General features: G+C 47.0%; 25 protein-coding genes. 10 read left to right on the top strand and 15 right to left on the bottom strand.

All coding sequences use genetic code 11. The annotated features are described in order from the left end of the window. Window positions 1–31: 31 nt before the first annotated feature. The 4 genes from NF543_RS08745 to NF543_RS08730 form a co-directional block, all read right to left on the bottom strand. Window positions 32–310 carry a hypothetical protein gene (locus tag NF543_RS08745; RefSeq protein ID WP_257667736.1) on the bottom strand — a complete coding sequence of 93 codons (279 nt, stop codon included), beginning with the start codon at window positions 308–310 and terminating at the stop codon, window positions 32–34. 173 nt (window positions 311–483) lie between these two features. Next, entirely contained in the window at window positions 484–768 is a 285-nt protein-coding gene (locus NF543_RS08740; protein ID WP_257667735.1) for a type II toxin-antitoxin system RelE/ParE family toxin, read from the bottom strand. Further along, window positions 762–914 carry a hypothetical protein gene (locus NF543_RS08735; RefSeq protein WP_257667734.1) on the bottom strand — a complete coding sequence of 51 codons (153 nt, stop codon included), beginning with the start codon at window positions 912–914 and terminating at the stop codon, window positions 762–764. The genes NF543_RS08740 and NF543_RS08735 overlap by 7 nt, the downstream gene beginning before the upstream one ends. A 684-nt stretch (window positions 915–1,598) precedes the next feature. Beyond that, window positions 1,599–2,045, bottom strand: a complete 447-nt coding sequence (locus NF543_RS08730; RefSeq protein ID WP_257667733.1) for a hypothetical protein — start codon at window positions 2,043–2,045, stop codon at window positions 1,599–1,601. Between NF543_RS08730 and NF543_RS08725 the strand changes: the two genes are divergently transcribed. Next, window positions 2,046–3,569 (top strand): PD-(D/E)XK nuclease domain-containing ATP-binding protein, encoded by a 1,524-nt coding sequence (locus NF543_RS08725; RefSeq protein ID WP_308378642.1) that lies wholly within the window; start codon window positions 2,046–2,048, stop codon window positions 3,567–3,569. A 129-nt stretch (window positions 3,570–3,698) separates the two neighbouring features. Here the strand turns inward: NF543_RS08725 and rplI are convergent, their stop codons facing one another. Genes rplI through rpsF form a run of 3 tightly spaced genes read right to left on the bottom strand, consistent with a single transcriptional unit; the run spans window position 3,699 to window position 4,793 of the window. Continuing rightward, window positions 3,699–4,142, bottom strand: coding sequence for a 50S ribosomal protein L9 (rplI, locus tag NF543_RS08720; protein WP_257667732.1), 444 nt, complete (start codon window positions 4,140–4,142; stop codon window positions 3,699–3,701). A 13-nt stretch (window positions 4,143–4,155) separates the two neighbouring features. Continuing rightward, entirely contained in the window at window positions 4,156–4,419 is a 264-nt protein-coding gene (gene rpsR, locus NF543_RS08715; RefSeq protein WP_257667731.1) for a 30S ribosomal protein S18, read from the bottom strand. Beyond that, window positions 4,419–4,793 carry a 30S ribosomal protein S6 gene (gene rpsF, locus NF543_RS08710; protein WP_257667730.1) on the bottom strand — a complete coding sequence of 125 codons (375 nt, stop codon included), beginning with the start codon at window positions 4,791–4,793 and terminating at the stop codon, window positions 4,419–4,421. The genes rpsR and rpsF overlap by 1 nt, the downstream gene beginning before the upstream one ends. A 461-nt stretch (window positions 4,794–5,254) precedes the next feature. Between rpsF and rplU the strand changes: the two genes are divergently transcribed. Together rplU and rpmA are read left to right on the top strand one after the other, a co-directional pair. Then, window positions 5,255–5,566 (top strand): 50S ribosomal protein L21, encoded by a 312-nt coding sequence (gene rplU / locus NF543_RS08705; RefSeq protein ID WP_257667729.1) that lies wholly within the window; start codon window positions 5,255–5,257, stop codon window positions 5,564–5,566. A gap of 53 nt (window positions 5,567–5,619) precedes the next feature. Continuing rightward, the gene (gene rpmA, locus NF543_RS08700; protein ID WP_257667728.1) at window positions 5,620–6,114 is read left to right on the top strand and encodes a 50S ribosomal protein L27; all 495 of its coding nucleotides are present in this window, start codon (window positions 5,620–5,622) and stop codon (window positions 6,112–6,114) included. Between the two features lie 100 nt (window positions 6,115–6,214). On the opposite strand, the gene NF543_RS08695 is transcribed toward rpmA, so the two are convergent. Beyond that, the gene (locus NF543_RS08695) at window positions 6,215–7,996 is read right to left on the bottom strand and encodes an ABC transporter ATP-binding protein (protein ID WP_257667727.1); all 1,782 of its coding nucleotides are present in this window, start codon (window positions 7,994–7,996) and stop codon (window positions 6,215–6,217) included. A 157-nt stretch (window positions 7,997–8,153) separates the two neighbouring features. Here NF543_RS08695 and NF543_RS08690 point away from each other — a divergent pair, with 157 nt between their 5' ends. The 7 genes from NF543_RS08690 to NF543_RS08660 all read left to right on the top strand — a co-directional run bounded on the left by NF543_RS08690 (window position 8,154) and on the right by NF543_RS08660 (window position 13,793). Beyond that, entirely contained in the window at window positions 8,154–9,233 is a 1,080-nt protein-coding gene (locus NF543_RS08690; RefSeq protein ID WP_257667726.1) for a Glu/Leu/Phe/Val family dehydrogenase, read from the top strand. Window positions 9,234–9,283: 50 nt separating this feature from the next. After that, entirely contained in the window at window positions 9,284–10,231 is a 948-nt protein-coding gene (gene nusB, locus NF543_RS08685) for a transcription antitermination factor NusB (RefSeq protein WP_257667725.1), read from the top strand. A 59-nt stretch (window positions 10,232–10,290) separates the two neighbouring features. After that, the gene (locus NF543_RS08680) at window positions 10,291–10,767 is read left to right on the top strand and encodes a DUF1573 domain-containing protein (RefSeq protein ID WP_257667724.1); all 477 of its coding nucleotides are present in this window, start codon (window positions 10,291–10,293) and stop codon (window positions 10,765–10,767) included. Between the two features lie 69 nt (window positions 10,768–10,836). After that, window positions 10,837–11,154 (top strand): preprotein translocase subunit YajC, encoded by a 318-nt coding sequence (yajC, locus tag NF543_RS08675; protein WP_373274999.1) that lies wholly within the window; start codon window positions 10,837–10,839, stop codon window positions 11,152–11,154. A 151-nt stretch (window positions 11,155–11,305) separates the two neighbouring features. Further along, window positions 11,306–12,259 (top strand): CdaR family protein, encoded by a 954-nt coding sequence (locus NF543_RS08670; RefSeq protein WP_257667722.1) that lies wholly within the window; start codon window positions 11,306–11,308, stop codon window positions 12,257–12,259. Window positions 12,260–12,261: 2 nt separating this feature from the next. Continuing rightward, on the top strand, window positions 12,262–12,849 hold the full coding sequence (gene coaE, locus NF543_RS08665; RefSeq protein ID WP_308378636.1) for a dephospho-CoA kinase: 588 nt from the start codon (window positions 12,262–12,264) through the stop codon (window positions 12,847–12,849). Then, window positions 12,849–13,793, top strand: a complete 945-nt coding sequence (locus NF543_RS08660; protein ID WP_257667720.1) for an MBL fold metallo-hydrolase — start codon at window positions 12,849–12,851, stop codon at window positions 13,791–13,793. The genes coaE and NF543_RS08660 overlap by 1 nt, the downstream gene beginning before the upstream one ends. A gap of 220 nt (window positions 13,794–14,013) precedes the next feature. On the opposite strand, the gene NF543_RS08655 is transcribed toward NF543_RS08660, so the two are convergent. From NF543_RS08655 to glpK, 7 genes are all read right to left on the bottom strand, one after another. Beyond that, window positions 14,014–15,267 (bottom strand): BACON domain-containing protein, encoded by a 1,254-nt coding sequence (locus NF543_RS08655; RefSeq protein ID WP_257667719.1) that lies wholly within the window; start codon window positions 15,265–15,267, stop codon window positions 14,014–14,016. Window positions 15,268–15,295: 28 nt separating this feature from the next. After that, entirely contained in the window at window positions 15,296–16,192 is an 897-nt protein-coding gene (locus tag NF543_RS08650; protein WP_257667718.1) for a BT_3044 domain-containing protein, read from the bottom strand. Between the two features lie 23 nt (window positions 16,193–16,215). Beyond that, on the bottom strand, window positions 16,216–18,264 hold the full coding sequence (locus NF543_RS08645) for a RagB/SusD family nutrient uptake outer membrane protein (RefSeq protein WP_257667717.1): 2,049 nt from the start codon (window positions 18,262–18,264) through the stop codon (window positions 16,216–16,218). 22 nt (window positions 18,265–18,286) lie between these two features. Next, the gene (locus NF543_RS08640) at window positions 18,287–21,415 is read right to left on the bottom strand and encodes a SusC/RagA family TonB-linked outer membrane protein (RefSeq protein ID WP_257667716.1); all 3,129 of its coding nucleotides are present in this window, start codon (window positions 21,413–21,415) and stop codon (window positions 18,287–18,289) included. Between the two features lie 17 nt (window positions 21,416–21,432). Next, window positions 21,433–22,788 carry an IPT/TIG domain-containing protein gene (locus tag NF543_RS08635; protein WP_257667715.1) on the bottom strand — a complete coding sequence of 452 codons (1,356 nt, stop codon included), beginning with the start codon at window positions 22,786–22,788 and terminating at the stop codon, window positions 21,433–21,435. Between the two features lie 639 nt (window positions 22,789–23,427). Then, on the bottom strand, window positions 23,428–24,165 hold the full coding sequence (locus NF543_RS08630) for an MIP/aquaporin family protein (protein WP_257667714.1): 738 nt from the start codon (window positions 24,163–24,165) through the stop codon (window positions 23,428–23,430). A 26-nt stretch (window positions 24,166–24,191) separates the two neighbouring features. Next, window positions 24,192–25,688, bottom strand: a complete 1,497-nt coding sequence (gene glpK / locus NF543_RS08625) for a glycerol kinase GlpK (RefSeq protein WP_257667713.1) — start codon at window positions 25,686–25,688, stop codon at window positions 24,192–24,194. Between the last annotated feature and the right edge of the window lie 81 nt (window positions 25,689–25,769).

Genomic DNA, 25,769 nt, shown 5'->3' with positions numbered 1-25,769 from the left:
TTTCTGTATCACAATTGAAGGGAGCCATTTATTAAGCGATGGCCTCGGTATTTCCTTTTCTTCCGAAAACCGCGAAGTGGCCGAATACCTCATGAAGGAGGTCTAGCCAGATTGTTATGTATCCCAAAGTAACCATCATCCAACTTCCATCCAGCCGTAATGGAACAGGGTCATCAGCGAGACCATCTCTCTTTCGCACAGTCCCATTTTTCGGTTCCGGATTGCCGAGCCTACGGCCTTCAATCATCTTTTCTTCCAGCGTGGGGTAAAATTGGTTGCTGCCGAGATCAGTTACGGTAGCTATTCCCAAAGAATTTTCAAAAGTAATTGCGCCTGGGTTAGTGATCTGTATGGTGACCGGCGACGGCAATAACGATTGCCCGGTCGGCTCCTATTTCAACGTCTAAACAGTATTGGTCTACGCCTCAACGAACCCGTTCTATACGGAGATGGGTTACTTTAAAAACTAATGATATTTGGGTTTCATCTTGGTGTGCCTGACTCGTAAAACTCGCAATACTCCCTTCGAATAACGATATGAAGCCAACATGAGATTTCAAATGCCCGGAATGTGCCATCGTTTTCAAGTTTTAATTTATCCGGGGCATAAGCATCTGGGTACTCCGCTGCTTTTTCAATAGTACTGGCAATATCAGCCACCACTTTTAATGCGTTTTGAGGAGAATCTTCGCTGATGTGTTCAAAAGCCTGCTTCAAATGGCCTTGTGCCATTTTCGTCCAGACAATTCGGGCAGGCTTATCTACCACGTTTGGATAGTTTTTAACAATTGCTCATGTGTCACATAATCGCCTTTTTCATATTCGGCCTCCGCTTCCCTTAGCTCGGCATTGTACTTTTCAATGCTAATAGGCTGAGCCGGTTCTTTACGACTTTTAATAAAGGTTTTCAGCATCTGGACAACCGATTTTTTTCAGCGTCGTTCAACTGGGTAAAGTAATTGAGCATCTCACTTTCTATGATCGTTGCCATAACTCCTGATTTTAATTCCAAAATTAAATAAATATGCTTTCAAAAGCAAATCCGAAAAAATTATGACGTGTTCTTCACACTTCCATCTGTTTTACTTTAAACGCTTAAGATACGCTTTAGTATGGACTCAATCCGAGACCTTGAGGTTTTCGATTTTTTAATTCAGGAGGCCATATGGGGTTTCCGGGAACCGCACAATTAACTTTAGCTGTCTTTGCGCATATTCAAATGACATAAGGCGGGTTTTCCTCATAATTCCGCCATACGCCGGTTAGATTTACACATCACATGAATAAACAAGGGTGCATTCCAAATAATTGGTAAGAAAAAAAGCCTTCAAACCCCGTATAGGGTCTCACGGATACCGTATGGTGGTCATTGGCCCCTAAACGGCGGCCAAGTAGACCAGGTATGGGGTTCACTGCAAACCATATGGTCGCCATTAGCCCTTAAACAGTGGCCAATAGATCCGGTATAGTGTTCACCGTAAACCATATGGTGGCCATTAGCCCCTAAACAGTGGCCAATAGACCCGGTATAGTGTTCACCGAAAACCATATGGTGGCCATTAGCCCCTAAACTGTGGCCAATAGACCCGGTATAGTGTTCACCGAAAACCATATGGTGGCCTATTAGCCCCTAAACTGTGGCCAATAGATCCGTTATAGTGTTCACCGAAAACCATATGGTAGCCAATAGACCCGGTATAGTGTTCACTGCAAACCGTATGGTGGCCAGTAGCCCCTGAACGGTGGCCAATAGACCCGGTGTAGAGTTCGCTGTAAACCGTATGGTGGCCAGTAGCCCCTGAACGGTGACCAATAGACCCGGTATAGTGTTCACTGTGAACCGAGTGGTGGCCATTAGCCCCTGAACGGTGGCCAATAGACGCGGTGTAGGGTTCGCTGTAAACCATATGGTGTCCGTGAGCAACGATACGGTGAATCAGCGGTACCCTTGAGCCGTTCCATGATACCACGGAGCGTTCCATCAATACTGCGGAGCATCCCTCGCTGTCATCGGGATTATCGCGGCTTTTCGTTATCTTAGCCACATGATCAGGAAATACCCCATCGGCATGCAATCCTTCCGGGAAATCCGGGAGGGTGGCTACATATACGTCGACAAGACCGAAATCATCCACCACGTGGTGGAAACCGGTAAATATTACTTTCTTAGCCGTCCGCGCCGCTTCGGCAAGAGCCTGCTGGTGGATACCATTGAGGAGTTGTTCAAAGGAAGCAAAACACTGTTCGAGGGGCTGTGGATACATAATCAATGGGATTGGTCGAAGACTAACCCGGTGATCCACTTCAACTTTGCGGAGATCCCATACAAAGAGGTGGGTCTCGAAGAAGCACTGAAAATTGAATTGACGCGCAATGCCGGGCTGGTGGGTGTGGCGCTTGAGGCGAAGACGTTGCAAGGCATGTTCCGCGAGTTGATTGAAAGGACTGCTGCTGGAATTGGCCAAGTGGTGCTTTTGATTGACGAGTACGACAAGCCACTGATCGACTTCCTGCATGATACGGATCAGCTGGAAGCGAACCGCTCCGTGATGAAGAGCTTCTATTCGATACTGAAGGGGCGCGACGGACAAATCCGCCTGCTGTTCATCACTGGCGTGAGCCGCTTCAGCCGGGTGAGCATTTTCTCCGACCTGAACAACCTGGAGGACATTACGATAGACCGCAACTTCCATTCGCTGGTCGGCATTACGCAGGCGGAACTGGAAACCGTATTCGCCGAAGAGATCGGAAGCATGGAAAGCGAATATCCTGATGTAATTGAACAGATCCGGAAATGGTACAATGGGTATTCGTGGGGAGAAGACAAACGCCTGTACAACCCATTTTCATTGCTAAACCTGATGAAGGGGCGTGCATTCATGAACTACTGGTTCACCACGGGTACACCGACGTTCCTCTTCGAACAGCTCAAACAGCGTAAACTGGGCGACATGGATGGCGTGGAGGTGTCGCTCAATACCCTGGCGGACTTCAATACGGATAGGCTGAACATGGCCTCGTTGCTGTTCCAGACGGGTTACCTGACGATAAAGGAACTGGATGGCCAATTGTGTACGCTGGGCTACCCGAACCAGGAGGTGCGGCAGAGCCTATTGGATGGTTTGCTGAATACCTACCGTGAATCGGAGATCACCGACTCGCTGTCGTTGGTGACCGCCCTGCGTCGGTCGCTGGTGGCGGGAGACGTGGAACGGACCGTGGCCGCACTGAACGGCTTGATAGGCGAGGTGCCGTACGACCATTGGAACGCCGACACGGAGTCGATTTTTACCATCATCACGGTATTGGTGTTCAAGCTGGCCGGGGTGGAGGTGTATACGGAAGTACACAGCGCCAAGGGCCGCTGCGACGTGCTGGTGAAGACGGATGATTATATCTATGTGATTGAACTGAAACTGGACGGCACGGCGCAGGAAGCATTGGATCAGGTCATTGCCAAAAACTACCTGCAGCCTTACGGCGCCGACGGGCGCAAAAAACTGGCTATCGGTATTTCCTTTTCTTCCGCGGATCGCCATGTAGCCGAATACCTCGTGAAGGAGGTCTAAACCTCATCCAAGATGGGGAGCCTTTAAATCTTTGTGTAAACTGGTGCTACCTTAGATTCACGGGAGGCAAAAAAAAACAGGTAGGCGCCATGGCCTACCTGTTGCTATCTTATCCTTGTTAGCTACCGCTTATTCAGCAACAACTTCGAAAGGAACTTGCACCTTCACTTCTTTATGGAGATTCAGGTTTGCTAAATATTCACCCAATACCTTGGGATCTTCTTCGAAGGTGATACGACGGCGATCTACATCGAAACCTTGCTTTTTCAAAGCGTCTGCTACTTGAATACTATTCACCGAACCGAAAATCTTTCCGGTTTCACCTGCTTTGGCGCCGATGGTCAGTTTCAAACCTTCCAATTTAGTAGCTAAATCGGTAGCATCCTTCTTAATTTTATCTTGCTTGAATTGTGCTTGACGGATATTCTCAGCCAATACCTTTTTAGCCGATTCGGTAGCCATGGTGGCATATCCTTGCGGGATGAGGTAATTACGGCCATAACCGGGTTTTACGGTTACAATGTCGTCTTTTTCACCAAGCTTCTTGATGTCTTGCTTTAAGATTACTTCCATGTCGTTTTCCTCCCTATTTTAGTGAATCAGCAACATAAGGCAATAGACCGATATGACGGGCACGCTTTACCGCTTGGGCTACCTTGCGTTGGAACTTCAGTGAAGTGCCGGTAAGACGGCGGGGTAATACCTTGCCTTGGTCATTGACGAACTTCAACAAGAAGTTTGCGTCTTTGTAGTCGATGTATCGGATGCCATTTTTCTTGAAACGACAGTATTTTTTACGGGTGTCCTCCACTTTGGGGGCAGTCACGTATTGGATTTGTTCGTTTGCCATTAGTTTGCTACCTCCTCTGCTTTGGGCCCTTCGGCCTTCTTCTTGTTGAAAGCACCACTGCGTTTCTTCTCACTGTAAGCAATGGCATGTTTGTCCAATTTGATCGTCAGGAAACGCATTATCCGCTCATCACGCCTGTATTCGATTTCCAGTTTGCTGATTAATTCACCTGGAGCCTTGAATTCTGTTAGGTGATAGAATCCGGTTGTTTTTTTCTCAATCGGATACGCTAATTTTTTCAAACCCCAATTATCCTCATGGATAATTTCGGCTCCGCCTTCGGTGAGGATGCTCTTGAATTTGGCAACGGTCTCCTTGGAAACCTCCTCAGAAAGCAACGGGGTAAGAATGATAACGGTTTCGTACTGTTGCATACTTTGTTTAAAAATGATAAAAATTTAATAATTTACTCCGTCTCAAAACGGGATGCAAATTTATGCATAATGTTTTTGATATCAAAGCCGTATCCTTACTAATTTTTAGGCTGGTACCTGCCTTGTAGGTTTGTGGGAGCTATCGCTTTTTAATTAGGTAATCGGATTTAGGAAATTGTTGTTAAAATAGTGCGAGCCGCCCGCGAAGCAGCTCCTGAGGAATTATTTCTATCAGGGGCGAGTACTGAGTGGCGGGGCTGATAAAAACCAATCTCATCTTTGAAGGGAAGATTGGTTGCTCCTACACTCATTTCAGCCCGCTTGCTCGCAATGACGCTGGGTAGTTTTTTTAAAAGCGAAACCCAGTGTTTTTCAAAGTCTAATTTGAATAATCAAAATAAAGCATTACCTTTGCGCTTCAATTTTTAAGTATAAATTTTTATTTTATTAATTCATTAACAATGTACGCAATAGTAAATATAGCCGGACAGCAATTTAAGGTTGCAAAAGACCAGCAAATCTTTGTACACCGTTTACAAGGGGATGAGGGCGCTAGTATTGAATTTGACAATGTATTGTTGGCAGAAGACGGTGGTAAATTCACCGTTGGGGCCCCTATAGTAAAGGGTGCCACGGTTTCGGCTAAGATTTTGTCACATTTGAAGGGGGATAAGGTAATCATTTTCAAAAAGAAACGCCGTAAAGGCTATAAAAAGAAGAATGGTCACCGCCAGCAATTCACCAAGATTGAGATTACTGGAATTACATTATAAATCAGATTGTTCAATTGGGCTTCTTTGCCTTAAAAATAATTAAGAAATAAGACATGGCACATAAAAAAGGTGCGGGTAGTTCGAAGAACGGCCGCGAGTCACATAGCAAACGTTTAGGGATAAAGATTTTTGGTGGCCAGCAAGCTATTGCCGGAAACATCATTGTAAGGCAACGTGGTACTAGACATCACCCTGACCAAAACGTAGGTATTGGTAAAGACCATACTTTGTTTGCACTTATCGATGGGAAAGTGGTATTTCGGAAGAAGGCTAACAACAAATCCTTTGTTTCGGTTTTACCGTTTGAGGAGGAAGTAGCGGTGGTAGAACAACCGAAAAAAGTGGCTAAAAAAGTGGAAACTAAACCAGCAACAGCCAAAGCAAAGGCACCTGCCAAAGAACCAACAGAAGCGCCAGAGAAGGTAGAAGCAAAAGTAGCCGAGGCTGCCGCTGAAAAACCAGCAAAAGCTCCTAAAAAGACAAAAACCGCCGCTCCGAAAAAGGAAGTAGCGGCTGATGACGCTCCAGAAAGCGAAGAGAAAGCATAAGCAATAGAGCCCACACAAATTAGAAGCCGCGGACATGATTGTTCGCGGCTTTTTTTATTCTCGTTCTTTTCATGAAAGCGTAAGCGTCCCTGCCTACAGGCTAAACCTCCTCCTCCAATAGTTGTTTCTCGTGGAGCTCAAAATAGCTACCCTGCATGGCCAACAATTCCTCATGGGTGCCTTGCTCAATGATAGACCCTTCATCCAATACGATGATATGGTCGGCATTTTTGATGGTCGATATCCTGTGGGCAATAAAAATGGTGCTTTTACCCTGCATCACCAAACTCAGGTTGCGGAGGATTTCTTCTTCGGTCTTGGTATCCACGGCCGATAGGCAGTCGTCAAAGACCAATACCTGCGGTTTCTTCATCAATGCCCTAGCAATGGACACCCGTTGTTTCTGACCGCCGGAGAGTGTAATCCCGCGCTCGCCTATGGAAGTTTCAAACCCCTTGTCAAATGCCCGGATATTGTCATATACAGCGGCGCGTTTTGCTGCGTCTTCCACCTCATTGATATCGACTTTGTCCAATCCGAAAGCAATATTGTTTGTGATTGTTTCCGAAAAGAGGAACACTTCCTGTGGTACAAAACCAACCTGTCCCCGGTAAGATTGCAATGGCAGCTCTCGGATGTTTATACCATCTATCCATATTGCGCCGGCCTGTACATCATACATGCGCATGATTAGGTTGGCCAGTGTAGATTTACCTGAACCGGTTCTGCCCACAATGGCGAGTACTTCTCCGGGGTTTACCTCAAACGAGACGTCCTTGACCGCTTGGATTCCGGTTTCAGGATACGTAAAGCTTACATGTTCAAAACGGATGTGTCCATGGCTATCGAAGTGTTTCTTGCTACCCGACTGGATTTCGGGTTGTGTGCGTAGAAATTCGTTGATGCGCTTTTGCGAAGCCGCTGCCCGTTGGATGAGCGAGGTTACCCATGCAAGCGACATCGCAGGAAATGTCAATTGATTCACGTAGATGATAAATTCGGCAATATTACCCGAAGTAATGCTCCCCCTGGCTACCTCCAGCCCACCTACATAGATCGTAATGATCGTGCTGAGGCCAATAAGTAAAAGAATCAGCGGAAAAAATACAGCCTCTGTCTTTACCAAGGCCAATGACACTTGCCTATACCGGTTGCTTTCATCGGCGAAAACATCCATTTTGTTGGCCTCCCGGTTATACGTTTTGATTACCCGGATGCCCGAAAATGTTTCTTGTACAACGGATGAAAGTGTGGAAAGTTGCTGCTGAATACGCTCACTGCGCCGGTTGATGATCCTGTTTACAAATAGCAACATAATGGATAATATCGGGATAGGCATCAATGCATACATGGCCAAGGTAGGGTTTACACTAACCATAGCAGCGATAACCATGATGGACAGTACCACGGTGTTGATGGAATACATGATGGCAGGACCGAGGTAAGCGCGCACTCTATTTACATCTTCCGTTACCCTGTTCATCAGGTCGCCAGTATTGTTCCTCCGGTAGAAAGCCATATCCAGCTGTTGATAGTGGTTATAGATTTCATTTTTGAGGTCGTATTCGATATGCCTCGAGGTAAGGATAATGGTTTGCCGCATCAAAAACAGGAAAACTCCACGGATAAGCGAAAGCACCAAGACCAATGTGCCGAACAACAACAGGCTATACCCAAAAATCTCATACACGAGCTGCTGCCGTTCAAATCCTTCGAAAAGCCTGTACATGCTGATGTTGTCCTTTACCAAATCAAATGCAATCCGAATGACCTGGGCGGGCAATACCCCAAAATAATTGGATACGATGACGAAAATAACGCCGGGAATCATTTTCCAACGGTATTTGTAGAAATATTTATTGAGGTGTGCGAGGTGTTTCATGTACCGTGCAAAACTACAAAATATTCGTGATGCCTTTCAATAGGGTGCACAGATTCCTTTTTTCACCAAGGAAAAACTCATTGTCTTATATCTAATCCATAAATAATTTTCCTACTTTTGCGCAATAGCATCATAGCACACACATTTATAGTTGCATATGTCCGTACCTATCAAAGACAACTCATCCTTTAAGTTGATGGCACAATTTGGCCATCAAAAGCTCGTTTTCTGCAACGATAGCACGCTTGGGTTACAAGCTATAATCGCCATCCATGACACGACGCTTGGCCCCGCGATAGGGGGGGTAAGGATGCTTCCTTACCAAAGTGTCGATGAGGCTATAGACGATGTGCTGCGTTTGTCTAGGGGCATGACCTATAAGGCCGCCGTGGCGGGAGTAAATTTAGGGGGCGGCAATGCAGCGATTATCGGCGATCACCGCACACAGAAAAATGAAGCATTGTTGCGGAGATTCGGTCAGTTTGTAGAGCAATTGAGCGGAACCTTCATTGCTTCGTTGGATATTGGTACCACACCAAAGGATATGGAATACCTCCATATGGAAACAGACCACGTGGCTGGCCTGCCTAAGTCGCTTGGGGGAAGTGGTGACTCCGCGCCGTTCACCGCAAAGGGGGTGTATTATGGTATCAAGGCCTCGTTGAAGGAGCTTTATGGAAATGATAGTTTGGCAGGCCGTACCATTGCCGTGCAAGGGGCCGGCAATGTAGGGGAGCATTTGATTGCCATGCTGCGTGAGGAAAATGCCAAGGTCTATGTAAGTGACATTGTGGAAGAGCGGATGGCAGAAGTGGCAAATAAATACAAGGCTGTGGCCGTTTCGAATAACAACATCTATGAATTGGAGGTAGATGTTTATTCACCCTGCGCATTGGGGGGCATAATCAATAAGGATACCATCTCCAAGATGAGATGTCATATCATAGCGGGTTCTGCAAACAACCAATTGCGCAATGAACAGGAAGACGGGCAATTGCTGTTAGATAGAAAAATATTATACGCACCTGATTATTTGATTAACGCTGGTGGCCTGATTAGCTGCTATTCGGAAATTGCTGGATACGGTGCATCGCGTACTGCCGTGCTCACAGAGAATATCTATGAGGCTACGCGTTCCGTATTGCGTAAATCAATAGATGAAAATGTGCCTTCTTATCAGGCGGCAAATCAAATGGCAGAATCCCGTATAGCGGATATGCGCAAAATCAAACAATAGAACAATACATACATTGGCATTTAAATCCAATCCGTTCTTTATACATAACTATGCTAAATAGAAGGCACCTAAGGGTCAAAGTACTACAAACACTGTATGCGTACCAACTATCGGAAGATAAACAGGTCGATAAGTTTGAAAAGGCATTGCTTTATAATGTTGACCAAGTGTACGAAATGTATATATGGACATTAAGCCTACTGGATGAAGTGTCTGAGCATGCGCGGATTGACGCAGATGAACGCGCGCATAAACACTTGCCCACGGCAGCTGACCTAGCACCAAACACCCGGTTGTACAACAACACCTTCATCGAATTATTGCGGCACAATGAGAAATATAAAGCAGCCGTAAAGCGGTATAAGATTTCTTGGAGTTTTGATCCGGAAATTGTGCGCACGGTATTCCTACAACTGAAAGAGGCACCGGAATATGAAACATACTTAAAACAAGAAGATCGATCCGTTGCTGCCGAAAAGGACATCATCAAGTATATATTCAAAAAGATTATCCTTAAATCGCCAATCATCGAGCAGGTATTTGAAGAAAAATTCATCAACTGGCCAGTGGATAAAGAAGTGTTGCAGGCAATGATTGCCAAAACTTTCAAAAATTTCACCAGTGAAGATCCCAGTCAGAATAAATTGGCTGAATTGACACCGAATTGGGATGAAGACAGGCAATTCATCTTGGACTTATTGGTGCACACCATCCGTTATGCCGATGAATACCAGCAACTGATTGGCATGAAGACCAAAAATTGGGAGTCTGACCGGATTGCGTTGCTGGACACGCTTTTGATGCGTATGGCCATTTGCGAATTGCTGAATTTTTCGACCATACCGGTGAAAGTGACGATCAACGAGTATATAGAGATATCAAAAGTATTCAGTACGGCAAAAAGCAATACCTTTATCAATGGAATCTTAGACAAGATTTTGACGGAATTGCAGGCTGCCGGAAGGATACGCAAATATGGGAGAGGGCTTGTGCAATGACAAACAAGTGCGGCGATCTCTTGTTTTATTATAATGAATGCTTAAAGCAATATTGAAAAATGAGAACCATGAAGTGGATACCGTTATTTTGTGCAGGATTGGCGTTGATCCTGTCCTGCAACTCGGGGAAGGAAAATCAAGATAAGGAAGCTGAAGAAGTGCCGAATGACCAATTGGGTGAACAACCGATTGGCCGGACAATTATACCTGATCAGGATTCAATTGCCCCCGTTTTGGAATTGGAGGCTGACGCATACGACTTTGGTAAAATAAAAGAAGGTGAAAAAGTCGAACACGAATTTAAATTCACCAATACAGGGGCCTCCCCATTGATCATATCCAATGTACAAGCCTCGTGCGGATGCACCACCCCTGAATATTCAAAGAACCCAATTGCCCCAGGTGAAAAGGGAATGGTAAAAGTGGTGTTCAATAGTTCCGGACAGCCTGGTAAGCAACATAAGATCGTGACAGTAACCTCCAATGCATTGAGTACCAATACACTTTTGCACATCAGAGGGGAAGTGAAGAAGTAGCACGGCAAATTTGCAAATCAGCGAATAGACGAATAAGCAAATTAACAAAAACAAATAGCTAAAATAATGATTACAACAACAATTTTATTGCAAACGGGTGGTGCAGGTGGAATTATGGGATTTTTACCCATGATCTTGATCATCGTAGTTTTTTATTTCTTCATGATTAGACCACAGATGAAAAAAGCCAAGGATCACAAGAAATATATTGAGGAGCTAAAGGTAAACGACAAGATAGTAACCTCAGCAGGTATACATGGCCGTATCGTTGAAACATCTGAAACGACTTTTCTGGTCGATGTAGGTGGCGGTATCAAAATCCGTTTTGATAAAACAGCCATTGCTTTGGATGCTTCCAAGGCTCAGAATGCTGCGCCTAAGGCATAATTTCATTCGCTCAAGGCCTCATGGGTTTGCCGCTTAGCGTGGCACATGCGCTAGATTCGCGCATTGAAAAACCTATGAGGTTTTAAGTTTTGTAGGAGATGCCGTTTGATGGGTTTGTATATATGGGACATGTTACCTAAGTTTGTTTATCATGCCGGCACTGAATTTAAACAAAACACAACGGCGCAAGCTTAGCATTTTTATCAAATGCATCATCTTCTCATTTTTGGCCTGGGCACTTTTCGCAGTGTCCAATACCTATATTTATACGGTCAAATCTAGGTTACAATATGTAAATGTGCCGGAAAACAGGGCATTCCATCCGCTGCAATCGGATACAGTAAACCTGCGATTGGAAGCTTCCGGATGGCAACTGTTGTTTTCAACATTACAGTCGACATCCCAAACGATTCAAGTAGACCTCAGTGGCCTGGAGAACCGCAATTGGATTGTCTTTACCAACCAATTGGGATTTATTAACCGGCAGTTCCCCACTAACACTAACCGACGTGTCGTTTCCGTATCACCGGATACGCTGTATTTTGATTTTTCAAAGCAGACAGAACGCAAGGTGCCGGTGATTCCGGTGTATAACATCCAATTTGATAAGCAGTACAACATCATTGATGAACCGACCATCTCACCAGAATATGTAACGATTACCGGGCCGCTTGAAGACGTGGTACAAATCGAACATTGGGAAACAGATACGATGAAGATTTCAAATGCAAATGGCGACATACGTGCGGTGGTGCATCTTAAACAGAACCAACGCTCCAACATCAATGTCTACCCCACGTCCGTGGAGATCAACATTCCGGTAGGGGAGGTGACCGAAAAGATTTTAGAAGTGCCTTTGAAGGCGGAAAACGCGAATCAATTTAGCTCGGTGAAGTTGCTCCCCGGAAAAGTTAGGCTTACGGTCATGGTATCGCTTCGCGATTTTGGGAAGGTAACGAATGGCGCGTTTGAGGCGGTAGTGAATATGGATGATTGGATAGACCATGATATCAAGAACCTGCCGGTTATCATCACCCGGGTGCCCGATTTTTGCAAATTGGTGAAAGTCGAACCGCAGAATGTCGACTTTTTTGTCAGGAAATAATGATGAAGATCGGACTAACAGGAGGTATCGGTAGCGGAAAAACAATCATTTCCAAAATATTCAGTGTATTGGGGATTCCCATTTTTGACGCGGATACGGAGGCTAAACGATTGATGGCAACGGATACTACGTTGATGCAGGCCATCCAAACCGAATTTGGGCAAGCGGCTTACTGTGAAAATGGCTCACTTGACCGCTCCTATATGGCTGCCCAGGTCTTTGGCGATGAAAGCAAATTAAAGAAGTTGAATGCCTTGGTACATCCTGTAGTCATACAGGCAGGGGAGGAATGGGCTGCAAGACAAGATGCGCCATATACCATTAAAGAGGCGGCATTGCTGTTCGAGAGCGGCTCTTATAAGCACAACAACTATAATATCCTGGTGACGGCACCCATGGAACTGCGGATCAATCGGGTTATACAACGTGATGGTACAACCCGTGAACAGGTGAAAGCCCGAATGGAGCAGCAGTGGTCTGATGAAACGAAAATACAGTTGGCTGATTTCGAGCTGGTCAATGATGGTATCCAGGCCCTAATTCCACAAGTATTGAAGCTCCATCACTTTTTCCTTTCAAACCAGACATAATGGGCAATATTTTACCGGATTTCCTCGTCCATCGACCCGAGGGATATTATTGCAGGTATGGCGATTTTTATATCGATCCAATCATGCCTGTAAATCATGCGATCGTATCGCATGCGCATGCCGACCATGCAAGCCCGGGACATGGCCTAATTTACTGCACGCCATCTACAGCTATTTTCATGAAGCACCGGTATAATCGGCGACTACTGCATAGTTTTTTGGAACTCCCATACCACCAATCTTTCGCCATTGGCCTAGTGGCTGTACGTTTTGTCCCTGCTGGACATATACTCGGATCAGCCCAGATCGCATTGGAATATGAAGGTGTTCGGTACTTGTACACGGGTGACTATAAGTTGCAGGCAGACGATACCTGTGAACCCTTGGAAACCGTACAAGCTGATGTATTGATTACCGAAAGTACGTTTGCCGATCCTTTGGTTTCGCATCCTGATCCGGTGTCTGAAATCAAGAAATTGAATGACACTCCATTCAATGTTTTGCTGGGAACTTATGCACTTGGTAAGGCCCAACGCCTAACTGCTTTGATCAACAAGCATTGCCCGGACAGGCGTATTTTGGTGCATTATGGTATATTGCCGATCCATAGAATTTATGAAAACAATGGGGTTTCAAAAATGGACTATGAACCATATAACCGTAAAGAGATGAAATCGGGGGCAGAAAACAAGGTTTATATGGTGCCCCCGATGACCTTCAAAAGCTATTACCGGGCTACGGGTGTTGTCCGTGTTTTCGCCTCTGGTTGGAAGCGACTGCAACAGCATAATGATATGGAACTGTATATTTCAGATCATGTAGATTGGAATGATATATTGAACTATGTTGGAGTGGTAAAGCCAAGGGAGATATGGACCATACATGGGGATGGGAGGCATTTGGCAACATATTTCGCTGGAGATATACCGGTGAAAATAATATAGTGATTTTTGATATCAACAGTTTAGCGTACCTACAATTTCAATCCGCTGGTTTTTCCCTTTTAATCATTTTCAATAGGATAATTGTTGCAATGGGGTGCGGAAAAGCCAACGTTAGAAATATGTTCTCCGCACCTACATTTCCAATAAACTGCCCCGCAAAATAATTCAATACAATAGCTCCAGCCAAATGACTCTTCGGTAATAAGCCCCCTCACGGAATTTACTTCAGTACACTAACCAGGATATCATCCAAAAATATGCGGTTTTTGTTAGGCGCTGCCTCTCGTAAGTCATAATCACCGCCCAAAAACCAGATTTGGGTCTCCGCAGTAGCTCCTGTAATGGTGAAAGAACGCGTGGTTTCGGGGTATTTCCAAATCTCCGTACAGTTAGGGTCAGCAGTATAGTCAGGCCAGTTGTCAATCGTAAACTCAGCTACACTGACTGTACCGGGGCCTATGACGCCGACCTTGAGGGCGGTGCCGTCTCTTGTTCCCCCAGCCGTCTCGTAGGGTACCGCTTTGAATGTTACCTGCAGGTTCTGTATGCCTTGCACTTCTGCCAGTTTGGGACTGCGTATGTCTGATCCGTAATTCGTTTTTCCTAATTTGACAAAACCCTGGCGGGCATAGGTCGACGGGATTCCATCGGCAGATGGATTGTACCAGCCCCAGCCCCTCGCTAGTTCATCCGCACTCCACTTATCTATTCTTGTTTCCCCAGAGGTCGTGTAAAAAATGGCACTCCCGTAACCCAACCAATTGAAATCTTCATAGAGGATGACCTCCATGCCTCCCTGATTAACGTTAAATATACCAGGGACTTGTTCACCGTCCAGGTAAAAGACCAAGCCCGCTGTACGCGATTCAGGTGTGGTATTGATATCGACATCTATGGTCACCCCCGTATCAAAACGGCCCTCCATCGGTTCGATGCTCAGCCAATCCGCACCTTCAGGGATCTCTATTTTCCAGTTACCCGTAGACCGCATCGCATATCGGCCATGAAGCCCGGCTTCGGGAACTTCCAAACTTTCCAGCCCATCCAGGTTTACGTAAGGATCGTCATCTTCGCCTTCTTGACTATGGGCCTCTTGCTCGATTTTCAATACGTTGTTTTGTATTTTGCCGTCCACGACAAAAGTCAGGGTAGATTGACGGGGTTCCGGCGTCGTATTCCTGTCGACAGTAACCGTAAACGTTCCTTCTCCGTTCCCTTCCCGGGGCTCAATCTTTACCCATCGCTCGTTGCGCAAAGGCTCGACTTTCCATACCCCGGCAGACTGCACGGTAAAGGTTTGGGATGACCCTTGCGATGTAACCGTCATAGCCGTCGGGTTATCCTTCAACGCAAAATGTGTACCTCCTTCATTTTCTTTCTTGCAGGAAGAAAAAGAAACCAGAAAGCCCAGGCATAATATTCCCCACAGCTTTCTCGAGGCCTTTCTAAAATTAGTGTGATAATTCGTTTTCATTGTATGATTTTAAAGATAATCAGTTAAGTTACCTGATCTGCAACTCCACCCGTTCTTTCATGACTGTTGTGGCACCATCTATTGTATATTCGTAAGACAATAGAAATACGTTGGTTCTTCTTCCAAAAGCTTCTTCGACCCTAAATATATTCGGGTACAAGGGGTCGTTGTTTAATTGAACAATCGCTATCTCCTTATACGGTTTGATGGTCACCTCGTTGAATTCGTCTACTTCCAATATGACGGATTTTTTCTCGATTTCTGATACCTTCGACTCGTATAGTTCGTTGCCGGCGATCATCCGTACACTGTTATGGGTCAGCGGAAAAAGCTCCTTATTTGCAGCTACGGGTATGTTTCCGTCTTTTATCCCTGTCATCGTATACCTGGAGTCGGTTACCTGAGAGGCGTAATCATTCTCGAACGAGACCTGATAAAGCACGGTGTTTTTAATTGGGTTGATCTCCACGCCGGCGATGTCGGTGGCCTTTAATCCGATAAAATAGGTCGAGTCCGGTGATAGGCCATCAGGACGCAACTTGATCATGGTCCGTCCCGTACGCTCGCCTGCTTTGATGACGATCTTGTCGTCAAGAAGCTCGTACTTGTCTGCGGGCACTAGCTTGGCATACAAATCTTCCGCAGCATCAAAATTCGACCAGTTATAGGCTTCCAGGGGTTCCGGGTCTTCCTCCAACCCGATCACCAGATCCTTTTGAGGTGCGTGTGTACCTCCCACAGAAGCGGCGACATACCCGATGATTTCTTCGCCGGTCAATTGTACGACCTCCTGGAAAACATTGTGATCGTCGCTGCTGATTAAAGAGACCTCATTTTTATACATTTCTTTTTCGAACACTGCATTGTCCTTGCAGGATGCGAACACCGTACCCAGTGCAAGCATTGCGATATAACGTCTTTTCATTTTTTTTCTTTTATCGTTCTTTCCTAATTATAACCCGGATTCTGATCGAGAGAAGGCAACCTTCTCAATTCGGCACGCGGTAACGGCACCCAATTGGATCGTTTATTGACTTCTCTTGTGAGGAACGAGGAGGTGCCCGGAACGACACGTCTGTAATAAGCCTCCTTGGTAGCTCCATCTGGGTTCATACCCATGATGGGTTCGCGTTCGGTCTCCTCGTAGATGCCCCAACGACGCACATCGTAGAAGCGTCTGTTTTCCCACAGGAACTCGATCATGCGTTCACGTTCGATTTGTTGCTGCACGTCCGTTTGATTGGCAAGCTGGCTTGCAGACAAGCCCGGCAGTCCGGCACGATAGCGGATAGCATTGAAAGCACTTTTGATCTCATCGGCATTGCGGCTCAGGGTGTATGTTTGGTCCCCCAGCTGTACGGAGTGGCTGCCGGTCAGGTTGTTGAGCGCCTCCGCATACGACAACAGGATTTCGGCATACCGGATGATGGCGTAAAACTTGGGAAGTTGCCGTGCCCCGGTACCATTTTTTGCATCATAAGAGTGAATCCATTTTTTGATGATGTACCCCGTGATCGGATAGTTGGGTGAGCTCGCGCTTACCCCGCCACGGCCATCCAGATCCTGGAAGTAGTATTTGGCCGTGTGATTATAAAGCGTTGTGGATGATAATGCCTGCCATACCGCCTCGTTAAATCCAACTGATGCGTAAAAGCGCATCTCCCGGTTGGCATACATCTTAAATACGCCCGCATTGAGCGGGTATCCCGAGAAGCTCTTCGACTGTTCGGTAAAGAGGTCATTAAAAGTGCCACCGGCAGGCAAATCGCTGACTTGCTCAAAATACGTGTCGCCACGTGCTTCTTGTATGGTCCGACCATCATCCATGAGGTAGGCGTCGACGACTTTCTGTGTCACACAGAAGCGTCCCCAACCTCCAAGCGTTGGCGGAAGGGCTCCTTGATTAAGGTCTGTATTGATATACGGAGCACTTTTCCCCCAAATAATTTCTGGATTAATGGCGGCTACGGATTCACCGGTAAAGATATCCGAATAGGATTTGAATGCATCAATACCGTTGGCTCCGTTGGGATAGGTGGCATAGAAATTGGGATCCGAGGTGACGCCTGTTGACAGGGTGGGGGTTCTGTCATCGGCAGGTACCGCATAGAGCCGGTACTGTCCGAGGTCCATCACGCGTTTGGCAGCCGCTGCGGCTAATGCCCAGCGGCTTTCGTCGTATTGCTGGGAAACATAGTGCACCCCGTCAGTCTTCCGTGTCCAATTGCCAAAGTAAGAACGGGCTGCTTCGCCACCATTATACAACGGACTGGCGTGTATCAGCCGTAAACGGGCGACCAGCGCCAATGCCGCTCCTTTCGTCGGGCGTCCAAAGTTGAGAAGCCCCACGTCTGCCGGTATCAGTTGAGCTGCTTTCTCAAATTCCGCACAGGTGTAGTCCATCGCTTCGTCATAGGTAGACCGCGGACGGTCATAGTATTCCATGGATTCGTTCGTGTTGAGCACTTCATCACCTACCAATATCGGCGGGCCATAATCCACCAAAATATTGTAGTAGGCATAGGCCCGTATGAAGCGTGTATACCCGTCGATCCGTTGTCGGTCAAGATTGGTCATATCGGCCGGCCGCTCCAGGTTTTCCAGGATCAAATTGCATTTCCGGATGATTTTGTAATACCTGTTCCATTGGTTGAGTCCGCCAAATTTATCCGGCGTAATGTTTCCCGTAGCAAAATCCATCCCGTAATAGATATTGGTGGTTCCAACACCTGTCAGCCCGTTGAAACCTTCGTCCGTTGCCATAGGCCCCGGAGTGTAATTGCTCCGGATGGTTCTAGCTTCGTCATTGAACAATGAGGCTGCCCCCCACATATAAGCTTCCATATTTCGGGTATTGCTAAATGCCGAATCGATGTTAAATTCATCGTCGAAGTAACTGTCGATATTCAGGTAGTCCTCGCAGGATGTCATCATCGCAACCAGCTGAATGATCAGGGCTGCGCTCGCTATTCTTTTTATGATTATTGACGTTTTCATGTCGTTGATTTATGTATGTCGCCTAGAAATTGATATATACCTGTGCCGAATACGTAGCAGGTATGGGGTATTTACGGCCGTTCCATGCGGCCTGTTCCGGGTCAAAGATTTTCACATTGTCCCATATATAGAGGTTGTTTCCCACAAACTGGAGATCCATCGAGCTGATACCTACCCTTTGCATGAAGGACGGACTGACACGGTAACTCAGTGTGATCTCCTGCAGGCGTATGTAGCGCGCGTCGTCTTGCCAAAATGACGATAATTGGGTGTTATTGCTGTTCTTGCCATATTGCAGGCGCGGGAAACGGGCATCCGGGTTTTCTGCCAACGCCGGATCGATACCGTTTTCGATGGCATAGTCCAGTGGAATCCACCGGGTTTTCGGGTCGTTTGCCATCGTGATCACATTGCCCAGCGTACCGTTGTAGAAAGGCATATAGCCCATACCGTTGATTTCTGTGACGTTCTTATAAGTTTTAGGCATTCCAACATAGTAGAAAGGTGTTCTTCCGGTTCCCTTGAACAGTACGCCCAATGATAGATTTTTATAGCGGAACTCTCCGCCAAAACCAAACATCAACAAGGGATAGTCGCTATGGGTCAATGGTACCTTGTCTAGCGTATTGATCACCCCGTCGCCATTGACATCTTTATATTTGATATCCCCTGGCAAAACGGCTCCGAAAGTCTGTTTCGGACTGTACTTGACATCGTCTTCGTCCTTGAATAAGCCGAGGGCCTGATAGCCACGGATGGAACCGTACGGAAAGCCGTTGTATTCCAGGTACGGATATTCCATATAGGCTTGTTCCCAATTCTGTACTACATTTTTGGAGTAGGTGAAATTACCCCGCACCGTAAAACCGAAGTCGGGGGTAAGCTGCGTGTTGTAGCTGATGTTTCCATCGGCACCGGTACTTTTCATCCGCCCCACATTGGCCCAGGGATTGGTGACCACCCCTACGTACTCGGGCACTTGTACACGCTGTTGGAAAATTCCGTTACGCTGATCCTTAAAGAAGTCAATGACAAAATCGATCTTATTGTTGAAGAGCCTACCCTCAATCCCCAGGTTGGACTTGATGGCCCTTTCCCACGCGAGGTTATCGGCTCCGATACGGGTTTCGTTGATGGTTTCTATACCACCGACTCCCCATATGGTGCTGAAACCCTGATTGGCCTTGGTGAGGTAAGGAAAACGGAGATCGTTGACGATACGGTCGTTTCCCACGGTGCCATAAGAAGCCCGGATCTTGAAGTAATTGAGCCAAGGAGCCTTTTCCTGTATAAATTCGTAGCTCGTGGGCACCCAACCCAATGCCACGGATGGGAAAAAGCCGTACTGCCTGCCCGGCTGGAAGTTTTCGGAGCCCGTATACCCAAAGTTGACATCCAGCAGGTAGGTATCCCGGAAGCCGTAGGTCAGCCGACTGGATATCCCTTGATAGCGCACGGGAATAGCGGTTAAATTGTTGGTGGCATCTTCGGTGTTTTTAGCATCGCTGATGTAGTAATAGATCAATGCGGATGTGCGGTGGTCATCACCAAATTGCTGGTCGTAGTTGATCATGGACTCCAGGTGATACTTGCGGTACTGCCGTGTATCTTTACCGTAGAGCGCAGCGCTTTCCTGTACCGTTTCTTGGGTGATGAGCGATCCGTCATAATCCCGGCCCATCGCCTGGTAGAGCGCCGGCTGTATCCATCTGCGCTCGTTAAATCTACTGTGGAGATCGTACGCCCCCTGCACACGGACCTTGAGCCCCGCCAGAATACGGGAAAGGTCTTGATCCAGCGAGAGGGTCGTTTTACCTTTGTACCACTGTTCCGAGGCTTTCCCTGTACGGTTGATAAGCACAGAGGGAGATGATAACCCATCACTCCCCATGGCGGGCAGCATGCCGTTGGAATATTGTGTGGGAACGGCTAACGGTGTGAGCGATGACTGTGCACCCCATATAAAGTCGGTATTGGCTACACCGGGCTGATCCAGTTTGGATAGGTATCCATCCGATCCCAGGTATACTTTTGTGGTTGGGGTGAGGTTGATATCCAGGTTAATCCGATAGGTGTAGGAATCGAAGCCTACATTCGAGCTGTAGGGGCTGCTTTTGTCTACCTTGTAAGCGGCAGTTTCACTTTTTCCGCCCAAGCTCAGGAAGTAACGGGCTACGTCAGATCCGCCACGCCCACTGATATAATAGCTTTGGCGCCAGAAGTTTTTGTTGAGGATTTCGTCCTGCCAGCTCACATCCGGATATATATCCGGATCCAGTCCGCCCTGGATGATACCCAGCTCGGTTTCGGTATAAACAGGCGATTGGTTGCGGGCGAAAGCAGCCTCATTGGCCAATTGGGCATAGTCATAAGCGCGCAGGTATTCCGGCAGCCGATTGAGCCGCGAAAGGGTGGTGTTGGCGCGGGCGGTGATCTGTATACGATCCACAGTACCTCGCTTGGTCGTGACCAATACCACCCCGTTGGCACCGCGTACCCCATAAACGGCGGTGGCCGACGCATCCTTCAGTATGGAGAAGCTCTCGACATCCGCCGGATCCAGGGTGTTCAGATCACCTTCCAACCCATCGATGAGTACAAGGGCGCTGCTATTGGCGCCGAATGTACCGATACCACGTATCCAGAAGTCAGCGATGTTTTGTCCGGGCTCACCACTGGCCTGCATCGAAATCACGCCGGCTGCCCGTCCACCAAGCAGGTTGGCAATGGAGGGGGCTGGCGATTGCAGATCTTTGGGATCTACAGTGGTAATGGCGCCGACCGAGCTGATCTTTCGCTGCTTAGCACCCAGACCGACCACAACGACTTCGTCGAGGGCCTCACTCTTGTTGGTGAGCGCGATGGACAGGTCATTGGTCGATTCGATGGCGACATGCTCGAAGGGTTCATAACCGATGTACGTAAACACCAGCCTGTCCCCATAGACCGCGTTTATGCTAAACGCTCCATTGGCATTGGTTGATGTACCGGTGGCGGCCCTGTCTTTGATATAAATAGACACGGCGGATAGCGGCTGGCCAGCTTCATTGACGACCGTACCGGCAATCGTTAACTCTTGTGTTTGCTGTGCAAAAGTGGCCATGTGCAATAAACATAACGGCAACAGGCACAATATATGAATGATTCTCATTGTATTAGACAGCTTGATTATTCAATAATTAGTTTGCGAATCCGTGAATTGCCATAGTCAGCGATATAGATATCGCCTTGTTCGTTGACCGCAACCCCCCAGGGGTTGTTGAACATGGACTCGATCGGACCGCCATCTCTGTAGCCTGCCACTCCGGGCTGCCCCGCTACCGTGGTGACGATGCCGTCTGCCGATACCATACGGATACAATGGTTGCCATAGTCCGCCACGAACATGTTTCCGTCGTTATCAAACTTGATGTCTTTTGGATAGTTGAATACCGCATCTTCGAGCGGTCCATCGCGGTGGCCACTGCCACCGGTCGCGTTGACCCGTTTGAACCCTTCATCGATATGTTCCGGACGCAAATCCAGCACCATGAGCCCTTGTTTGAATTCATTCGGACTGGCGTTTGAATGGAGGGTCATCCACAGTTCCCAAGGCTTCTTCGGGTTAACACCCTGCCCATACTGCGATCCATATGGCCATTTTGAATCAGCATCCTTCGATCCTTTATGTACAACGGTCGCTTCATAGGTATCCGGGTGTATCTTCACCACACTGCCATCACGTGAACGGGTATAGAGATAGCCGTCATACGGACTGAAAGAGATAAAGTTCATATACTGGTCGCCGGTTGGAATTCCGTGGGCACTGGCAAATGAGGCATTGCGCTGACGGGGGTACCAACCCTCTATTGGGTCAAAGGAGAAAAACACTTCCACGACCGATTCGTGAGAAACCGTCATCATGCCCGTGGCGCGGTCTACCGTTATGCCGTTGGCATACGGATATGGCTTTTCTTTAGCCAGATACATGGAGGTCACCAGATTTTCCGCCTCACTGATCCGGCCCACGCCAAATTTCGAATCGCCCGTGCCATCCCGCCAGGTCATGAACAGGTTGCCTTCCGCATCCAATTCCAAGTACTTTGCACACACATGCGCCTGGTCTAGGGTGCCCGGTACAAACTCTCTGTCCCCGGTACCTGTGACAGTGGTCACCTGGGCTTGGGCCGTGTAGGTGAACGTTTCTTCGTAAGTGGCGGATTGCTCACCGATAACTACTTTAATGGCCGGATTTTCGCCCGGGAGACGCGGTACGATGGCATAAATCCGATCTCCGCTGGAGGAAACTACAGCGGCCTGGGTATTGTTGAAATACACCTCGATTTTGCTGGCATCGCTTCCGAAATTCTCGCCGTCTAACAAAATCTTGTCTTTTGCTCCTCCCTCATGGGGCGAAAAGGAGGTCAACGTAATGGGCTCGTTGGGTTCGTGCTCCTTACGGTTAATTTCCCCTTCGTTTTTTTGACATGCAAACAAAAGAGGCAGGGCGGTGATGACACACGCCAGTGAGTGGTAATGTTTCATTGCATAAATAGTTTAAATTTGCAAGCAGCTTATACGGCCGCAAGTTTGAGGGTTTGTTGTTTATAATTGGTTAATATTGGGTTATGATAAGATAAAGTTTGTTGCGCGGCTACGTGCCGAGCGATAAAAAGAGTACCGTGGCCAATGAGGTTGCATATTGCTGGCGCGGTGCAGAACAGGCAATGTGTTCCCTTTCCAGAAAATACTAAAAAAAAGGAGCGTAAAACTTTTCATTTCATTTCATATTGGTTTTCATTTACGATATTGAATGTTTATTTTGGTTGCAAGTATGAGGTTTTCATGTTTAGTAGTTGTTAATTTTGGGTTATCATAACTTTTTCCAGCCGATTTGAAAGTTCTTGAAGAATAACCCACTGCCCTAAATCTCATTTGGAAATAACCTATCGGGGTTCAACCGATTGAATGTTTTTTCGTTAAATTCTTATAATTAGGAATATACATAGGATGTATGATGAAGAAATCCGTTCAAATAGAGAAAAAAGTAAATTTTTACTTTCATAACAGTTGGCTAAGTAGGTTTATAAATAGTATTGTAAAATTAATAAAATAAAACTATAAAAAATAAAATAAAATATAATTTTAAACTTTTTTAACCATAGAGAAGGATCAACATGCCGCCTAATGTTTGACTAGTAGATATAATGCGGCAGCCAAAGCGGCGCCGATTATCGGGCCGACCACAGGCACCCATGCATAACCCCAATTGCTTCCGCCTTTTCCTTTTATGGGCGCAATCGCATGGAAAATGCGTGGGGCCAAGTCGCGCGCCGGATTGATGGCGTATCCCGTGGTGCCTCCCAATGACAAGCCGATTGCCCATACCACAAAGGCTACCGGAATAGCTCCGATAGTTCCAAGCCCAATGGGTGTCGATGTCCCATCCGGATCCAATGTCGCTCCTGCGATATAAAACACTGCGAATATTAAAACGAAGGTCCCAATGATTTCACTCAGCAGGTTGGTAAAGGGATTTTTTATTGCTGCTCCAGTGGAAAACACCCCTAGCTGCGCAGCGGGATCTTCCGTACTATTGAAATGATCCCGGTACATCGCCCAAGTCAGTAATGCACCCGTAAAAGCCCCTCCAAATTGAGCCATGATATAGCCGGGTGCCATGGCCCAGTCAAATAATCCGCCTATCGCCAAACCTACTGTTACAGCGGGATTCAGATGTGCTCCACTATGGGGAGCTGCCACCAGTACTCCGGTAAATACGGCTAGCGCCCAACCGGCGGTGATCACAATCCAGCCACCGTTGTTTCCAAGCGTTTTCTTTAAGCATACATTGGCAACCACCCCGTTTCCAAGCAGAAGTAATAATGCCGTTCCTATAAACTCAGCTACATATACGTTCATGGTGAAATCTTTTTCAGTGTTGGCTACTATTTCAATGATGTCCAATATTGTAAGGCTTTAATGGCCTTCTCCCATCCTTGTATGCCTTTTTCCGCATCGGTCCTGTCTTTTGTGGGTTCAAATTCCTGGTCAATTTCCCACAGATTGGCTATTTCTTCAGCGTCGTTCCAATACCCTACAGCCAACCCGGCGAGGTAAGCAGCCCCGAGGGCTGTGGTTTCGGTCACTTTCGGGCGGATTACCTTGGTGTTCAGTACATCCGATTGGTATTGCATCAATAAATTGTTTGCGGTAGCCCCACCGTCGACTCGAAGTTCCCTGATTGAAAGGTTGCTGTCGGCTTCCATGGCTTTCAATACATCCATGGTTTGGTATGCAATGGCATCTAAAGCCGCACGTGCCACATGCGCATCGGTGGTTGCCCGGGTAATTCCGAATACCGTTCCTTTGGCATGGGAATTCCAATATGGGGCCCCCAATCCTGCAAAAGTAGGCACAAATACCACCCCCCCGGTATCATCTACGCTCATTGCGAGTTCCTCAATTTGCTTGGACGTCATGATGATGCCTAGGTTATCACGGAGCCATTGCACCACGGCACCTCCGATGAATATGCTTCCCTCCAAGGCATACATGGTTACGCCGTTTACCTGCCAAGCAATGGTGGTCAGCAGGTTATTGTTGGATACAATCGGTTTTGTGCCGGTGTTCATGACCATGAAGCACCCGGTTCCATAGGTATTTTTTACCATCCCGGGTTCAATGCAACGTTGCCCAAAAAGAGCAGCTTGTTGGTCACCCGCAATACCGGCAATGGGAATTTTGGAAGCAAAAATGGTGGTTTTGGTTTCGCCATAAATTTCGCTGCTTGACTTAACCACAGGCAATAGCTGTTTTGGAATGTCAAACAAGGCCAACAATTCGTCGTCCCATGCCAATGTGTTGATGTTATAAATCATGGTTCGGGAAGCATTGGTTACATCCGTTATATGGAGTTCACCACGGGTAAGGTTCCAAATCAGCCAAGTGTCCATCGTGCCACAAATAAGTTCGCCCGCGTTGGCCTTTTCCCTGGCGCCTTCTACATTATCCAAAATCCATTTGATCTTGGTTGCTGAAAAATAGGGGTCTATCACCAATCCTGTTTTTTCGCGGATGATTGCTTCCTTCCCTGCAGCCTTGAGTTCGTCACAATAGTCCGCGGTTCGCTTGTCCTGCCAGACAATTGCATGGTATACCGGTTGTCCCGATTTTTTGTCCCAAACTACAATGGTTTCCCGTTGGTTAGTTATTCCAATCGCGGCAATATTTTTTCCATTAAGGCCGGCTTTGGTGGTTGCTTCGGCGGTAATGCCTGCTTGTGTCGACCAAATTTCCAGTGCGTCATGCTCTACCCATCCCGGTTTTGGGAAGTATTGCTTGAATTCCCGCTGTGCAACGGAAATCACCTGTCCTTTTTTGTCGAAAATGATAGATCTGGAACTCGTTGTCCCCTGGTCCATCGCTAAAATGTATTGTTCCATAGTGGTAAGAAAGACTTAACTGGTTAATCGTTATTTAGTTCATAATTAATGTCCGTCTATCATATTGAAAGATGGAACACG

It is taken from the genome of Parapedobacter tibetensis, assembly GCF_024704835.1.
GTDB lineage: Bacteria > Bacteroidota > Bacteroidia > Sphingobacteriales > Sphingobacteriaceae > Parapedobacter > Parapedobacter tibetensis.
This window is presented reverse-complemented; position numbering and strand designations above follow the sequence as displayed.